The sequence below is a fragment of the Pseudomonas sp. WSY_20 genome (assembly GCF_043104335.1).
GTDB lineage: Bacteria > Pseudomonadota > Gammaproteobacteria > Pseudomonadales > Pseudomonadaceae > Aquipseudomonas > Aquipseudomonas parafulva_B.
Map to the genome: position 1 here is coordinate 136,618 of NZ_JBICKP010000077.1, position 15,711 is coordinate 152,328.

At 62.5% G+C, this 15,711-nt stretch carries 15 protein-coding genes; 8 read left to right on the plus strand and 7 right to left on the minus strand.

All coding sequences use genetic code 11. The annotated features are described in order from the left end of the window. Position 1: 1 nt before the first annotated feature. Both ACF8E5_RS18575 and ACF8E5_RS18580 read left to right on the plus strand, forming a co-directional pair. A complete protein-coding gene (locus ACF8E5_RS18575; protein WP_058638295.1) occupies positions 2–1,012 on the plus strand; it encodes an ATP-binding protein in 1,011 nt (336 codons plus the stop codon). Between the two features lie 119 nt (positions 1,013–1,131). Further along, on the plus strand, positions 1,132–1,677 hold the full coding sequence (locus ACF8E5_RS18580; protein ID WP_371921581.1) for a VWA domain-containing protein: 546 nt from the start codon (positions 1,132–1,134) through the stop codon (positions 1,675–1,677). Between the two features lie 102 nt (positions 1,678–1,779). On the opposite strand, the gene ACF8E5_RS18585 is transcribed toward ACF8E5_RS18580, so the two are convergent. Beyond that, a complete protein-coding gene (locus ACF8E5_RS18585) occupies positions 1,780–2,046 on the minus strand; it encodes a hypothetical protein (RefSeq protein WP_058638293.1) in 267 nt (88 codons plus the stop codon). A 340-nt stretch (positions 2,047–2,386) separates the two neighbouring features. On the opposite strand from ACF8E5_RS18585, the gene ACF8E5_RS18590 reads away from it, so the two are divergent. Further along, on the plus strand, positions 2,387–3,709 hold the full coding sequence (locus tag ACF8E5_RS18590; RefSeq protein ID WP_058638292.1) for a sigma-54 dependent transcriptional regulator: 1,323 nt from the start codon (positions 2,387–2,389) through the stop codon (positions 3,707–3,709). A gap of 8 nt (positions 3,710–3,717) precedes the next feature. On the opposite strand, the gene ACF8E5_RS18595 is transcribed toward ACF8E5_RS18590, so the two are convergent. Beyond that, complete coding sequence (locus ACF8E5_RS18595) at positions 3,718–5,718, minus strand: U32 family peptidase (RefSeq protein WP_196121675.1); 2,001 nt, start codon at positions 5,716–5,718, stop codon at positions 3,718–3,720. Between the two features lie 223 nt (positions 5,719–5,941). Next, the gene (locus ACF8E5_RS18600) at positions 5,942–6,322 is read right to left on the minus strand and encodes a RidA family protein (protein WP_058638290.1); all 381 of its coding nucleotides are present in this window, start codon (positions 6,320–6,322) and stop codon (positions 5,942–5,944) included. Between the two features lie 126 nt (positions 6,323–6,448). On the opposite strand from ACF8E5_RS18600, the gene ACF8E5_RS18605 reads away from it, so the two are divergent. Together ACF8E5_RS18605 and ACF8E5_RS18610 are read left to right on the plus strand one after the other, a co-directional pair. Further along, entirely contained in the window at positions 6,449–7,162 is a 714-nt protein-coding gene (locus ACF8E5_RS18605; RefSeq protein WP_392475647.1) for a tRNA (adenine(22)-N(1))-methyltransferase, read from the plus strand. A 5-nt stretch (positions 7,163–7,167) separates the two neighbouring features. Then, on the plus strand, positions 7,168–8,100 hold the full coding sequence (locus tag ACF8E5_RS18610) for a LysR family transcriptional regulator (protein WP_392475648.1): 933 nt from the start codon (positions 7,168–7,170) through the stop codon (positions 8,098–8,100). Positions 8,101–8,156: 56 nt separating this feature from the next. Here ACF8E5_RS18610 and ACF8E5_RS18615 read toward each other — a convergent pair whose 3' ends face one another. Next, the gene (locus ACF8E5_RS18615; RefSeq protein WP_392475649.1) at positions 8,157–9,308 is read right to left on the minus strand and encodes an acyl-CoA dehydrogenase family protein; all 1,152 of its coding nucleotides are present in this window, start codon (positions 9,306–9,308) and stop codon (positions 8,157–8,159) included. A gap of 15 nt (positions 9,309–9,323) precedes the next feature. Next, a complete protein-coding gene (locus ACF8E5_RS18620; protein ID WP_197844068.1) occupies positions 9,324–10,394 on the minus strand; it encodes an enoyl-CoA hydratase/isomerase family protein in 1,071 nt (356 codons plus the stop codon). Positions 10,395–10,944: 550 nt separating this feature from the next. Here ACF8E5_RS18620 and ACF8E5_RS18625 point away from each other — a divergent pair. Then, positions 10,945–11,250 carry a DUF3077 domain-containing protein gene (locus ACF8E5_RS18625; protein WP_392475650.1) on the plus strand — a complete coding sequence of 102 codons (306 nt, stop codon included), beginning with the start codon at positions 10,945–10,947 and terminating at the stop codon, positions 11,248–11,250. A gap of 149 nt (positions 11,251–11,399) precedes the next feature. On the opposite strand, the gene ACF8E5_RS18630 is transcribed toward ACF8E5_RS18625, so the two are convergent. Both ACF8E5_RS18630 and ACF8E5_RS18635 read right to left on the minus strand, forming a co-directional pair. Beyond that, on the minus strand, positions 11,400–12,791 hold the full coding sequence (locus tag ACF8E5_RS18630) for a HAMP domain-containing sensor histidine kinase (RefSeq protein WP_167339426.1): 1,392 nt from the start codon (positions 12,789–12,791) through the stop codon (positions 11,400–11,402). Next, positions 12,769–13,449: a response regulator transcription factor gene (locus ACF8E5_RS18635; protein WP_058605448.1), complete on the minus strand. Its 681-nt coding sequence runs from the start codon at positions 13,447–13,449 to the stop codon at positions 12,769–12,771. The genes ACF8E5_RS18630 and ACF8E5_RS18635 overlap by 23 nt, the downstream gene beginning before the upstream one ends. A 192-nt stretch (positions 13,450–13,641) precedes the next feature. Between ACF8E5_RS18635 and ACF8E5_RS18640 the strand changes: the two genes are divergently transcribed. Beyond that, positions 13,642–14,535: a PA4780 family RIO1-like protein kinase gene (locus tag ACF8E5_RS18640; RefSeq protein WP_392475651.1), complete on the plus strand. Its 894-nt coding sequence runs from the start codon at positions 13,642–13,644 to the stop codon at positions 14,533–14,535. Positions 14,536–14,703: 168 nt separating this feature from the next. Beyond that, the gene (hemB, locus tag ACF8E5_RS18645) at positions 14,704–15,678 is read left to right on the plus strand and encodes a porphobilinogen synthase (RefSeq protein WP_392475652.1); all 975 of its coding nucleotides are present in this window, start codon (positions 14,704–14,706) and stop codon (positions 15,676–15,678) included. Positions 15,679–15,711 lie beyond the last annotated feature (33 nt).

The following is a 15,711-nucleotide window of genomic DNA, read 5'->3' on the forward strand; positions in this document are numbered from 1 at the left end:
AATGAACGACGCTGCACAATTTCCCCTGGCCGCCGTGGTGGGGGCCGACGACTTGAAGTTGGCGCTGTGCCTGACGGCCATCGACCCCAGGATCGGCGGGGTGCTCATCGAAGGTCCGCGCGGCATGGCCAAGAGCACCCTGGCCCGCGGCTTGGCTGACCTGCTGGGCGATGGGCCTTTCGTGACCTTGCCGCTGGGCGCCAGTGAAGAGCGCCTGGTGGGCACACTCGACCTGGATGCGGCACTCGGGCAAGGCAAGGCGCAGTTCTCCCCCGGTGTGCTGGCTCAGGCCAATGGCGGCGTACTTTATGTGGATGAAGTCAACCTGCTGCCGGACACCTTGGTTGACTTGCTGCTCGATGTCGCCGCCAGTGGCACCAACCGTATCGAACGCGACGGCATCTCCCATCGTCACGATGCGCGCTTCGTCTTGATCGGCACCATGAACCCCGAAGAGGGCGAGTTGCGTCCCCAACTGCTCGACCGCTTCGGTCTGAATGTGGCGCTCGACGGTCTACCCGCACCTGATGCACGGCAACAGATCATCCGGCGTCGGCTGGCCTTCGACCATGACCCCCTGGCGTTCCGCGCCGAGTGGGCATCGGCCCAGGAGGGCTTGCGCAAGCGCTGTCATGCAGCGCGCCAGGCGCTGGACGACATCGCGCTGGATGACTGGACCTTGGCCAGTATCACCGAGCGCTGTTACGCCGCCGGAGTGGATGGGCTGCGGGCAGACCTGGTGTGGTTGCGCGCCGCCCGCGCTCACTGCGCATGGCGCGGGGCGGCGGCCATCGAGGTGTCTGACATCGACGCGGTGGAAGATTTCGCCTTGCGCCATCGCAGGCAGTCGCCTGCCCAGGCTACACCGCCCGCAGCCCCCGAACAGCCCCAGGCACAGACCGGCAGCAGCTCGGCCGAGAAAGGCGGGCAGGGGGATTGGGGTGCTTTGGCCCCACAGCCTGTGGCAAGCGGGCCAAGGCGTGAGGTGCCGAGCTGGGCAAAAAAGCCCTGAGCATCCGTCAGCCGGCCAAGACGACGGGTGCGCAAGCAGGCAAGGGTGCGCGCGCAGGTGCAAGCCGCGGTCGGGCCCAGGCTGCCAGTGCTGGCCAGGTCGCCTGGCTGCCGAGCCTGTTGAAGGGCCGGCCTCGGCACCGCGACGACTTGTGCTGGCACACCCGCAGAGGCGCACCGGCTCAGTTATGGCTGATCATCGTCGACGCCTCCGCCTCGACGCGTCGCCATCAGGCGCTCGCGCACACCAAAGGGCTGTTGGCGACATTGTTCGACCATGCCTACCGCCAGCGCGCACGGCTGGCTTTGTTGACGGCAAGTGGCAGTGCACCGCAATGGCAGCGCCATGGGCTCAAGGCTTCGGCCGCGCTGCAACCTTGGTTGCAGGCGCTTGGGGCGGGAGGGGGCACCCCGTTGCTGCCGGCGCTGGAGCAAGCCAGGCAGTGGCTGGGCAATCGGCGCAAGGCCTATCCGAACGAGGAAGTACGCTGCCTGGTGTTCACGGACGGTCGTCTGCAGCAATGGGACCCTGTCGAGCCCTTGCCGTGCCCCACCTTGCTGGTTGACATGGAGCTGGCCCCGGTCCGGCTGGGCCGTGCTCGCCGGCTGGCGCAGCAACTGGCAGCAGACTATCAACACCTGCTTAGTTTCGAAGCGATGAAGTGATAACGGCGGGGTGCGGCAACAAGTCGCACGTTAGCAGGATGAAATATGCAGGGCCGCAAGTACATGTGCGTGGCAGAGCACGCACATGTCAACGCTGTTCATTTACTTGGGCATCGACCACGGCTGCAGGTGGTAGCCTTTTTCACAAAGTTCTGCGCGTACTTCCTCGATCAGGTTAAGCCACTGAGCTTTGTCGGAATAAGTTTGCGAGTTTACCTGTTTGCTGCCGATGCGGGTGCTGGTACGGTCGATGACCGCCAGGCTCAGGTCGCCAGTGCCGTTGGGGGCGTCCCAGGCCACGCAGTGGAAGGGTTCGAAGGCGTGGTCGGCGATCAGCAGTGCTTCGTTGACACGGAGCGGGGCATTCATGGTTCGGTCTCTCTGTGGTCCCAAACATTCAAGTGACGTCCGCGTTGCTTCAAGGTCGCCTCATGTATCGCGAAATGCAGCGCGGGGTTATGTGTACTGATGCTCGATAGTCGGCATTGAGTCACATGGGTGCAGCAAAATAATCAACGATTATTCATTTTTGTTTCAACGCGCCCCATGTGAGGACGTTAACCATCGAAAATTCCCTGGCGAAATTAGGAAAAGCAGTGTTGGCAGACAGACGGTCATAGGCACCGTCAACTTAATTGCTACTGTTATTCGGGCGCCACAACTTACTGTTTTATTTCAAGAAACCAATACTTGGCGCCAAGGATCGGTCATGCAACAAACCGCAGTGCAACGCCGCCTGCTCATCGTCGATCCTTGTGACGATTGCCACCGCCTGACGCCAGGCTTGGTTCAGGCCGGGTGGGAGGTCGCCAGCTGCGCTTTGGCGCAGGCGCTGGAGCATCGTTGCGATGTAGGTGTACTGCGCCTGGATGAAGCGCACCTCAAGCACCCTGACGTGGTCAAGGACATGATCAAGCGCAGCAACACCGAGTGGATTGCGGTGCTGAGTGCCGAACAACTGCGCTCCCCGGCCGTCGGCGATTTCGTCTGTGAATGGTTCTTTGATTTCCATACATTACCCTTCGACGAATCGCGGGTGCAGGTCACTCTGGGCCGGGCCTTCGGCATGGCGCGGCTGCGTGGCAAGGGCACGGTCAAGGCATTCGACACCCAGGATGAGCTACTGGGTGAGAGCCGGCCGATTCGAGAATTGCGCAAGCTGCTGGGTAAGCTGGCACCGACCGAGTCGCCTGTGCTGATACGCGGTGAAAGCGGCACGGGGAAGGAACTGGTGGCGCGTACGCTGCACCGCCAGTCCCAGCGCAGCGGGCAGCCTTTCGTGGCGATCAACTGCGGGGCCATTCCCGAGCACCTGATTCAGTCCGAACTGTTCGGGCACGAAAAGGGCGCGTTCACAGGCGCCCACCAACGCAAGATCGGTCGCATCGAAGCCGCTAACGGCGGCACGCTGTTTCTCGATGAAATCGGCGACCTGCCACTGGAACTGCAGGCCAATCTGCTGCGCTTTCTCCAGGAAAAGCACATCGAGCGAGTGGGAGGCAGCCAGCCAGTACCGGTGGATGTACGGGTGTTGGCCGCCACCCACGTCGATTTGGAAAAGGCCATCGAGCAGGGCCGCTTCCGGGAAGACCTGTACTACCGTTTGAACGTCCTGCAGGTGGTCACCGCCCCGTTACGTGACCGCCATGGCGATCTGTCGATGCTGGCCAATCACTTTGCCCATTTCTACAGCCTGGAAACCGGCAGGCGGCCACGCTCTTTCAGTGAGCACGCGCTGATGGCCATGGGCCGGCACGATTGGCCGGGTAACGTGCGTGAGCTGGCCAATCGGGTGCGGCGTGGGCTGGTGCTTGCCGAAGGGCGCCAGATCGAGGCCAAGGACCTGGGTTTGCAGCCGTTTGCACAACAGCCGCCGCTGGGCACGCTGGAGGAGTACAAGCACAAGGCCGAGCGCCAGGCGTTGTGCGATGTGCTGGACCGTCACAGCGACAACCTCAGCGTTGCAGCCAAGGTGCTGGGCATCTCGCGGCCGACCTTCTATCGTTTGTTGCACAAGCACCAGATACGCTGAAACGCGCCTCAGTGAGGCGCGCGGACGATGGTCTTGAGCAGGTCTTCCGGGCTGATGTGGCCTACGACCTGGGCCACGGCGCTGCCAGGGGTGGGCAGGTCGATGATGTGGTTCTTCATCTTGCCGATCACGTGCATCTCGCAGGGTTTGCAGTCGAACTTCAGGGTCAGTACTTCATCCCCTTGGACCAGCTGCATCGGCGCCACCTTGGTACGCACCCCGGTCACCCCTTTGGCCTGCTTGGGGCACAGGTTGAAGGAGAAGCGCAGGCAGTGCTTGGTGATCATCACCGGCACTTCACCGTGTTCTTCGTGGGCTTCATAGGCCGCGTCGATCAACTGCACACCATGACGGTGGTAGAAATCCCGGGCTTTCTGATTGTAGACGTTGGCCAGGAACGACAGGTGCGACTCGGGATACACCGGTGGTGGCGAGGTTTCCGGCTTGCGCCGGCCGTGGGGGTGCGCCTGTATGCGTTGCTCGGTCAGCGTCTCGATGGCCTGCCGGCGCAGGGCCTTGAGCTGCGAATTGGGAATGAAGAACGCCTGCGGGGCATCCAGTTCGATGCTGTCGGCGTGGTAGAGCGTGGTGCCGAGCTGGCCAAGCAGGTCGTGCAGTTGGTCCAGCGCCTGCTCGGGCTTGTTCGCCGGGCCGAATGGGCCATCCAGGGCGACCTGCACTTGCACGCCTTCCTCGCTGGTCACGTTCAGGGTCAAGCGCTCCTGGCGCAGCACCGCCTGCCAGCTTACACCGATGCGGCGTTCGGCCGACGTACGCTGCAGGGCCTGCTGCCAATTGTGGTCCAGGTTGCGCGAAAGCGGATGGTTTGGCCTTAGCTTGTGCAGCCCGGCAGGCATCTCGTTCGGTTCCACCCGGTAGCGGAAGCGCTTTTGGCCGTCTTCTTCGAATTCGCCGCGTGCCTCGGCAATGTTGGCCCTGAAGCCTACCACTTCACGCTTGACCAGCACATTGAGGCCATCCCCGTTGGTCAACGGCACGTCGGTAACGACCTGCAGGTCGCGCTTGCCCACTTTCTCCACCACACCCACTGGCAGGCCGGTGAAGGTAGGGGAGTCGAAAGCGCCGATATCGACCTTGCGGTCAGTCACGAAGTAATCGGTGCTGCCGCGGTGGAACGTCTTGTCCGGGTCCGGTACGAAGAAGTGTGCGGTACGACCGCTCGAGGCGCGGGCCAAGCCAGGACGGTCTTCCAGGATGGCGTCGAGCTCCTTGCGGTAATGGGCCGTGATGTTCTTCACGTAGCCCATGTCCTTGTAGCGCCCCTCGATCTTGAACGAGCGCACACCGGCATCGACCAGGTCGCGCAGGTTGGCGGTCTGGTTATTGTCCTTCATCGACAGCAGGTGCTTTTCGAACGCCACCACCCGGCCTTGGTCGTCCTTGAGCGTGTAGGGCAGACGGCACGCCTGCGAGCAGTCACCCCGGTTGGCGCTGCGACCGGTCTGGGCGTGGGAGATGTTGCATTGCCCGGAGAACGCCACGCACAACGCGCCATGGATGAAGAACTCGATGGCGGCGTCCGTTTCGGCTGCGATGGCCCGGATTTGCTGCAGGTTCAGCTCGCGTGCAAGTACCAGCTGAGAAAAGCCAGCCTGATCGAGAAACTTGGCCCGCTCCAGGGTACGAATGTCGGTCTGGGTACTGGCATGCAGCTCGATGGGCGGAATGTCGAGCTCCATGACCCCCAGGTCCTGCACGATCAGCGCATCGACGCCAGCGTCGTACAGCTGGTGAATCAGCGCGCGCGCCGGCTCCAGCTCGTTGTCGTGCAAGATGGTATTGATGGTGGTGAATACGCGCGCATGGTAGCGATGGGCGAACTCGACCAGCGCGGCGATATCGCCCACCTCGTTGCAGGCATTATGGCGTGCGCCAAAGCTAGGGCCGCCGATATAGATGGCATCGGCGCCATGCAGGATAGCCTCGCGGGCAATGGCCACGTCGCGGGCAGGGCTGAGCAGTTCCAGGTGATGCTTGGGAAGGGACATGTCGTTATGGTTTCGGCTGTCACGGTATAGCCGGGCATTGTACCGACGATTGTGCTGGGCGACACCCTCAGGCTGCGCTGGCCGGATGGCCGGGGTGGCTGCGCAGCCTATCGCAGCCGGTCCCACGCCCAGGCCGCACGCCCAAGGTTCTGGCCTTGAAAACAGCGGGCGCAGGTCTGGATCATGCCAGTCAGGGCCCGCAACGGCCTCCGGTCCTGTTCAGTCAGCCTTTGGCCGCCATCGCCGTCACTTCCACGCGCATGCCCTCGAACGCGAGCGCCGCCACGCCTACGGCGGCGCGCACTGGCCAGGGTTTGGCGAAGAAACGCTGGTACACCTGGTTGAAGGCGGCGCGGTCGGCCATGTCGGTCAGGTAGATGGTCAAGTGCAGCACCCGGTCCATACCGCTGCCGGCTTTCTCCAGAGCATCCTTCAAGGCCTGCAGCGTGCATTCGCTTTGCTCGACGATATCCCCCAACGCCAGGCTACCGTCAGGGTGCACCGGGACCTGAGTGGTTACCAGCATCCCGTTGTATTCGGCGACATCGGAGGAAATGGATTCTGGGTCGCTGTCTGGGGTGTAGACGATATCAGCATGTGCCATGGGGTCTGCCTTGCACGGTGGAAAAGCCTCAAGCCTACGCGAGCGGCCTGCGCCGGTCGAGAGGCCGGTTTTTTGCAAAGCGCGGCATTCACGGTCAGAATCGCCGCCATTGCAGAGAGGCTTACCGTGAACGAACACACCTTGTCCATGCGCCTGGAGCGTGTGGCCACCCATGTGCCCCAGGGCGCGCGTCTGGCTGATATTGGTTCTGATCATGGCTACTTGCCCGTAGCGTTGATGCTCCGCGAGCGCATCGAGTACGCAGTGGCCGGGGAGGTGGCCAGCCCCCCTTTTGCGGCCGCTCAGCGTAACGTGCGCAAGCAGGGGCTTGAGTCGCGCATCGCCGTGCGCCTGGCCGATGGTCTGGCGGCCATCGTCCCTGAGGACCGCATCACGGCCGTGAGCCTGTGCGGCATGGGCGGCGAAACCCTGTGCGAGATTCTCGAAGCGGGCAGGGCGCGCCTGGCGGGGGTCGAGCGCCTGTTATTGCAACCCAATGGCGCCGAGCCGCAGGTGCGACAGTGGCTGATGAGCAACGGCTACCGTATCGTCGCTGAAGAGGTGCTGCGCGAGCACCGCTTCGACTACGAAATCATCGTGGCAGAACCTGGTCATGCGGCCTACAGTCCTCAGCAGTTGTATTTCGGCCCCCTGTTGATGCGGGACCATGGCCAGGCATTTGACGTGAAGTGGCAGCGCATGCTCGGGCAAAAAAAGCAGACCCTTGCCAATTTCGCCCAGGCCCGCGTCGCAGTGCCGCCGGCCAAGGTCGCTGACTTCGAGCAACAGGTGGACTGGATCACTCGTCTGCTGGCCGAACGCCCCCACTTCGAGGACTAGCTTTCATGGGCATGCTGCAGGCCATGCGTACCTTCGTCCGGGTGGTGGAGTGCGGCAGCTTCGCCGCGGCGGCCAACGCGCTGGACATCTCCGCCGCGCAGGTCTCGCGCATCGTGGCGGAGCTGGAGAATCAGCTGCAAACCCGATTGTTGCACCGCACCACCCGACGCTTGCGCATGAGCGAGGCGGGGGAGCGTTTTCTTGAGCGCGCACGGCAGATACTGCTATTGACCGACGAGGCAGTGGGGGAGGCACGTGGTGCTCACCTCACGCCCCGTGGCCGGCTGCGCGTGCATTGTCCCCATGGGCTTGGGTTGCTGTTGATGCCATTGGTGGCAGGCTATAACGCGCTTTGTCCCGAAGTGGTCATCGAGCTGACGCTGTCTCAGCGCAACCCCGACCCGCTGGCTGAAGGGCATGATGTGGTCATCACCGTCGACCAGGCATTGCCGGACTCACAGCTGATTGCCGTCCCCTTGGGCGCGATTTTCAGCATTGCCTGTGCCGCGCCCGGTTATCTGCATGAAAAAGGCGTGCCGGCACGCCCCGACGACCTGCACCAGCATCGCTGCCTGCGCATGGCCTACCCGCTGTACGAGGGTGACTGGGTGTTCCCGCAGGCAGGTGGCGATTGCGTCATCGCACCCCAGGACAGCTTCATGACCAACGTGGCGGACGCCATGCTGGTCGCCAGCGAGTTGGGCATGGGTATCGGCCTGTTGCCGTTCTACACCGCCAGCCTGGCCATGGAGCAAGGGCGCCTGTACCGGGTGCTGGCGGACTACCGGCTGCGGGAAAATGCCTTGTATGCGATTTACCCCTCGCGGCATTACCTGGACGCCAAGGTCCGAACCTGGATCGACTACCTCAAAGAGCGGCTGCCGCCGATTTTCGCCGCCCACGCCCAGGTGGTCGAAGATCCCCGTTATTGCCGCTGACGGCAGCGGGGCACAAGCCCCGCCGTCCGTCCAAGCCTGGCCAGGAAGGCCGGGCCTTACAGTGCGTAGTGTTTAAGCTCACGTGCGATCAACATCCGCTGGATTTCGCTCGACCCTTCATAGATCTGGGTGATGCGCGCATCGCGGTAATGCCGCTCGACCGGATAATCCTCAAGGTAGCCGTAGCCACCATGGACCTGTATGGCCATCGAGCACACCCGCTCGGCCATCTCAGAGGCAAACAGCTTGGCCTGTGACGCTTCGGACAGGCACGGTCTGCCAGCGCTGCGCAGGCGCGCGGCGTGCAGGATGAGCAAGCGCGCCGCATTGATCTGCACCTGCATGTCGGCCAGCAGGTTGGCGATGCTCTGATGTTCGTGGATTGGCTTGCCGAACTGAATACGTTCCCGGGCGTAGCCCAGCGCTGCTTCGAAGGCAGCCCTGGCGATGCCCAGTGCCTGGGCCGCAATGCCGATTCGCCCGCCTTCGAGATTGGACAGGGCGATCGCCAGGCCTTTACCGCGCTCGCCCAGCAGGTTGGCAGCCGGAATGCGGCATTGCTCGAGCGTCACCGCGCAGGTATCGGAGGCGCGAATACCCATTTTGTGTTCGGTGCGATCGACCTTGAAGCCGGGGTTGTCGGTAGGTACGAGAAACGCCGACAGCCCTTTCTTGCCAAGCTCCGGATCGGTCACGGCGAACACGACGGCCAGCCCGGCGCGACGGGCATTGCTGACGAACTGCTTGCTGCCGTTGATCACCCATTGCCCGTCGACCAGTTCGGCGCGCGTGCGCAGGTTATGGGCTTCGGATCCCGCCTGGGGCTCGGTCAGGCAGAAGCAGCCAATCACCTCGCCACTGGCCAGCCGCGGCAACCAGTGCTGCTGCTGTTCAGGGGTACCGTAGGCCAGCAACGGGCCGCACCCTACCGAGTTGTGGATGCTCATCAAGGCCCCGGTGGAGCCACACCCGACTGAAATCTCTTCGACCGCCAGCGCATAGGCCACGTAGTCGGTATAGCTGCCGCCGAAGTCCTCGGGGACCACCATGCCCAGCAAGCCAAGTTCACCCATGCTGCGCACGACGGCGTCATCAATCCAGCCAACCTTTTCCCACGCCTGGGCGTGGGGCGCGATCTCGCCGCGGGCGAAGTCGCGGGCCATGTCGCGGATCATGATCTGCTCTTCGCTCAGTTCCACGTCTTGCATCTGCTGCTCCCAGGCTCAAAGGCCTTCGAAGAATTGGTCGATCCGCTGGCGCTCTAGGCCCTGCAAGGTAGGGGGATTCCACCGCGGTTGCTTGTCCTTGTCGATGATCAAGGCGCGTACGCCCTCGATGATGTCGCCGTGCTGGAACCACTGGCGATCCAGATGCAACTCCATTGCGAAGCAGTCTTCCAGGCTTAACTGTCGACCGCGGCGCAACATCTGCAACGTCACGGCCATGGCCAGGGGGGATCGGGTTTCCAACAGATCAGCAGTGGCCACGGCCCAGGCATGGCTATCGCCGATGCTGACGGCGCGCAACTGCTCGACGATGGCTGAGATATCGGGCAAGGCGAAGAAATGATCGATCGCTGGACGGAGCGCGGCCAGTGGCGGACCTTCCAGCGTCTGGGTGCCCAGGCGCGCCAACAGGTTCTGCAAGTCCTTGAGCGGATTGTCACTCAGGGATAACTGGTCCAGCTCCCGATCAAGGGCCTCGATCTTGTCGCTCGTCACATACCAGTTGGCCAGGCCGCAATACAGGGCATCGGCCGCCTGGACTTGTGTACCGGTTACGCCGAGGTAGGTCCCCAGCTCGCCCGGCAGGCGTGACAGGAAGTAGCTGCCCCCTACGTCGGGGAAATAGCCGATGCCTACCTCTGGCATGCCCAGGCGGCTGCGCTCGGTGACCACGCGCAGGTCGCAGCCCTGTGCCAGGCCCATGCCACCGCCGAGGGTGAAGCCGTCCATGAGCACCAAAATGGGCTTGCGGTAGCGGTGTATCAGCAAGTCCAGGGCATATTCTTCGGCGAAGAAAGCCTCGTGCAGGTCGTCGCCGGCTTTGTAGCTGTCATGCAGCGAGCGGATGTCGCCACCGGCGCAGAAGCCCTTCGGGCCTTCGCCGCGCAGGACGATGGCGCGTACGGTCGGGTCGTTAGCCCAGGCGTCCAGGTGCTTGCGCAAGCTGCGCACCATGTCCAAAGTCAGAGCGTTTAACCCGGAGGGGCGGTTGAGACGCAGGTGCCCAATCTGGTTGCGAACCTCGCTCAGGATGTGGTCGGTAACCGGCGTCTGAATAAGCGCTGTCATTGCGGTCTCCCTGCTTGTTGTTGATTTTCCATGTGAAATCTGGAGTTCGCTGGAGGATCGCTGGATCCTGGCATGCGAATTTGCCTCGTACAATCGACAATTGTGCAGGGGCATCGTGCATTTTTGCGCCGGTGCCCGTTGTGCTGTGAGTCCGCGTCGGTTGGAACCAGCCTTGAGGGTTCATCGCCGTTCACTGTAGCTGCGAATCAGGCGCCAAGGGTGCGTTATCGGCGCCACGCTATGGCTATTACAAGTGTTACAAGCGGGGCTCTTGGCTTGAAAGCACCGTGGGAGAGGGTTAGTCTTCGCGGGCTGTTGTAAATCCAGCAGCCGGGTTTGGTCACCCGCAATCATCAAGGCGCATCAGCGCCGTTCAGCGAATCAGTCGGCGTTTTTTTGTGCGCGGCTGTCTCGTGTCATGGCGGCTGTGCGTGGGGCGCCTCCGTGCGCGCCGGTTTCCTTGATTCCCGGTTGACCAACCCGCGTACAGTCGCCACCCATTCGTTTGGTCACGTTGCGTGGCGGCTCCTGATGAATCAAGGAGAACACCATGACAAAAGTGTTACCTGATCCTCCTGCCAGTCTCACAACCGCGCCCACCTCATTCTCTACCTGTGAAAGTAGCCATCCGCCTTTGTTTTCGGTACGTCCGGGCGTCGATCTTGAAGACGCGCTCGTGCACCTGTCCACGCTGTTGCGTGGCGCCTATGCCGCCAATCTGAAGGCCACGGAGTTGGCCAGTGTAACTTGCTGCGACCTGTTGCTGGGTAATGACCATGGGCTGGAATCGGCCACGGCGGTGGTAGAGGCTTTGTTGAGTGGGTTAGAGGCTCAGCGGCGGGTACCTGACCGCTAGTTGACGACAGCGGGGTGCCTCTAGCGAGTGGCGGAGTCAATGGCCTCGCTCCGCCCTTGGTTGTTAGCAAACTCCCAGGGTTAAAGCGGTCCTGGTCGATATAAGGAGCGGCCTGGTGCCACCGGGGCGGTTGCCAGCCTTGCCTCGGCTTACTTGACCAAACCCGCAAGAGGACAATGCAACACCAACTTCGCCCCGCCTAACCGACTTTCACCAATCTCCAACCCAAACCCGTGCAAGTCCACGATCGCCGCCACGATGGACAAACCCAAGCCGAAACCCGCATGCCTATGCCCCTCGTCACTGCGATAGAACCGCTTGAGCACCGCCGTACGCTCCTGTTCCGCAATGCCAGGTCCTGTGTCCTCCACAGCCAGGTGCACGCCAGTGTCATCTTGGGAAGCTGTGATCTGCACCTGCCCACCTTCGGGCGTAAACTTGATGGCGTTGCCCACCAGGTTGGCCAGTGCCTCGAACAACAACTCGCGGTCGCCATGCAGCGCGGCCAGTTGCCCTGGTTGGTGCAAGGTCAACTGGATGCCACCGTCCTCCGCCAGTGGCAGATAGAAATCGTGCAGTTCCACCAGCAGGTCATGGGGGGCCAACTGTGTGAACCCTGCACGGCGCTGGCGATCTTCCAGTTCGCTGATCCGCAACAGCCCGCGAAAGCGTGCCATCAGCGTATCGGTTTCACCAATGGCTTGATCCAGTGCCTCGGCCTGGGCGGTATCGGCATCGCTTTGCTGGCGTATGCGGTACAGCTGCGCGCGCAGCCGCGTGAGCGGCGTGCGCAGGTCGTGGGCGATGTTGTCACACACACCTTTTACCTCATGCATCAGGCGCTCGATGCGGTCGAGCATGGCGTTGACGATGTCTGCCAGCATGTCTAACTCATCGCGCCGTGCCGACAGCGGCAAGCGATGGGTAAGGTCGCCCGCCACGATCAGCTCGGCCTGAGCCTGTACCGCGCGGATGCGCTTGAGTGGCCGGCGCCTGAGCAGGTACCAACCTGCGAAACCTGGAATCAGCGTCAGCGAAATGCCCCATAGCAAGGCGTCGAGGATGATACGTGTGACAACGAACAACGAGCCGTTGTCCCGGAACAACACCAACCAGCGGCCATCCTGCACCTTGATCGCCACCGCATCGCAGCTATGGCGCGGCATGTTCGGGTCGTCGGCGTTCAGGCAGCGCTTGAGCTCGTGGATCTTGCCGTCCAGCGCCAGCCCAGGGGGCAGGGCACGCACGCTGCCGCCCAGCGGGTTGAGTTGCGCGTCGAACAGGCCATAGGCATCGAAGCTGCGTTCTTCGAAGGCTTGGCTCGCAATCAGGGCGTCGTCCAGTTGCTTGCCGCTCATGTGCGCGAACAGGTGTTGGCGCTGCAGCATCGAATGACGGGTGAGTTTGTTCAGGTAGCTGGAAACCTCGAAGTACAGCACCCCCATGAGGATGCTGCTCCAGGCCACGAACAGGAAGCTGTAGAGCGCCAGCAGCCGGCTCGTGGAAGAACTCCAGCCCTTAGACGGGTTCAGCAATGGCATAACCGGAGCCCCGTACGGTACGGATCAACGGCGACTGGCCAGGCAGGTCGATCTTCTTGCGCAGGCGGCCGATGTGCACGTCAATGAGGTTGGTGCCTGGATCGAAGTGATACCCCCAGACCTCCTCGAAGATCATCATCCGGGTAATCACCTGACCGCTGTGCCGCATCAGGTATTCCAGCAGTTTGTACTCGGTGGGCAGCAAATTGAGCGTGTGCTCGCCGCGTCGGGCTTCATGGGTGATGAGGTCCAGCTCCAGGTCGGCCACCTGCAGGCGAGTCTGCGTCATGGGCACACTGTTACGGCGTAGCAAGACTTCGACGCGCGCTGCCATCTCGTCCGAGGCGAACGGTTTGGTCAGGTAGTCGTCGCCGCCTGCACGCAGGCCTCGGACCCGTTCATCCACGTCAGACAGCGCACTGATCATCAGGATCGGCGTGGCGATCTTGAGATTGCGTAAAGTAGTAACAATGGTCAGCCCGTCCACCTCCGGCAGCATGCGATCAAGGGTAATCAGGTCATAGCCGCCGGCGATAGCCTTGGCCAGGCCCTCACGACCATTGTCGGCCCAGTCAACGTCCAAGCCATGGCTGTTGAGTTCAGCGACGATTTCCTGGCCGGTGACGGCGTCGTCTTCGATGGTGAGTACGCGAGGCATGCGGGATCCCGAACATCCAGATGAAAGCCTGATTGTGCCAAAGAACGGCCAGCAGGCGATTTAAGAATAATTCATCTGGCGCCTGTTGCATGGCCTTGCTTGTTTATCGGCATGGGCAGCACATGGGCAAGCAAGTGCGACTCGGCTGTGAGAGGATAGGCCGCATCACAGCCAGGACCCGAACACAGCCTGATGAAGACACCCAAGAGAATCGAACCCCTGATCGAGGATGGCCTGGTCGACGAGGTACTGAGGCCGTTGATGAGTGGCAAGGAGGCCGCCGTGTACGTGGTGCGCTGTGGCAACCAGGTGCGCTGCGCCAAAGTGTACAAGGAAGCCAACAAGCGCAGTTTCCGCCAGGCGGCCGAGTATCAGGAAGGGCGCAAGGTGCGTAACAGCCGTCAGGCCCGGGCCATGGCCAAGGGCAGCAAGTACGGGCGCAAGGAAGCCGAGGATGCCTGGCAGAACGCCGAGGTGGCCGCGTTGTTCCGGCTGGCTGGGGCAGGCGTCAGGGTACCCAAGCCCTACGACTTCCAGGATGGCGTGCTGCTCATGGAGCTGGTAACCGATGCCGATGGCAATGCTGCGCCCCGGCTGAACGATGTTCACCTCGAGGCGGACCAGGCGCGGGATTATCACGGGTTCGTGATCAGCCAGATCGTACTGATGCTCTGCTCAGGGCTCGTCCATGGCGACCTCTCGGAGTTCAACGTACTCCTGGGTCCGGACGGGCCGGTGATCATCGACTTGCCCCAGGCAGTGGACGCTGCGGCCAACAACCATGCGTTCAGCATGCTGCAGCGCGATGTGTCGAACATGGCGCATTATTTTGGACGCTTTGCCCCTGAGCTGAAAGCCACCCGTTACGCGCAGGAAATGTGGGCCCTCTACGAAGCCGGCGCATTGCGCCCCGACAGCCCACTCACGGGGTTGTTCGCTGAAGATGAGCAGGCAGCGGACGTGGCCGGCGTCATGCGCGAGATCGACGCCGCCCGGCTGGACGATGCCCGCCGCCGCGAAGCGCGAGCCGAGGCCGAGCAAGGGCAACCGCAGGCTGAAGAGCCGACCCCGCCCTGGCTGCGCTGACACAGCCAACCTACCGGTGCGCCCACCCCATACATCAGGCCGCGCCGGCCAGGTTTCGGCCTGCGCGACGGTCATTGCCTTTGACGCAAGACAATATCTCGTCATTTGGCCTTTCCAGTGTCGCGGCTCGGGCTTAAGGTATACGCCGTTCATCTTTCTGGAGCTGTCATGTCCACTCTTTTTCCGTCCGTCCGTCCCCGCCGTCTGCGCAAGAGCCAAGCGCTGCGCAGCGTCTTTCAGGAGACCGAGTTCCGCCTCGATGATCTGATCCTGCCGATCTTCGTGGAGGAGGGTATCGATGACTTCGTGCCGATCAAGAGCATGCCTGGCGTCAATCGCATTCCCGAGAAGCTGTTGGCGCAGGAAATCGAGCGGTACGCCCGTGCCGGCATCCGTTCGGTGATGACTTTTGGGGTCTCCCACCACCTGGACGCCGTGGGCAGCGACACCTGGAATGAAAACGGCCTGGTCGCGCGCATGTCGCGGATCTGCAAGGATGCAGTGCCGGAAATGGTCGTGATGTCCGACACCTGCTTCTGCGAATACACCAGCCACGGCCACTGCGGCGTGTTGCATGACCACGGCGTGGACAACGACGCCACCTTGGCCAACCTCGGCAAGCAGGCCGTGATCGCCGCAGCGGCAGGTGCGGATTTCATCGCGCCTTCGGCGGCCATGGACGGGCAGGTTCAGGCGATACGCAGCGCGTTGGACGGCGCGGGCTTCCATGACACGGCGATCATGGCCTATTCCACCAAGTTCGCCTCTTCGTTGTATGGGCCTTTCCGCGAAGCGGGCGGTACGACGCTCAAGGGCGACCGCAAGAGCTACCAGATGAACCCCATGAACCGCCGCGAGGCGGTGCGCGAATCACTGCTCGACGAGCAGGAAGGTGCCGACGTGCTCATGGTCAAGCCGGCCGGTGCCTATCTGGACGTGATTGCCGACATTCGTAACGCCTCGCGCCTGCCATTGGCGGCCTACCAGGTCAGCGGCGAGTACGCCATGATCAAGTTCGGTGGACTGGCTGGCGCCATCGATGAGGGCCGCGTCATGCGCGAGAGCATCGGGGCGATCAAGCGTGCGGGCGCCGACTTGATCCTGACCTACTTCGCCATGGACCTGGCGCTGGAAGGTATTTGAAAACGCGGTCGCTGGGGCTGCGCAGCCGCCCCA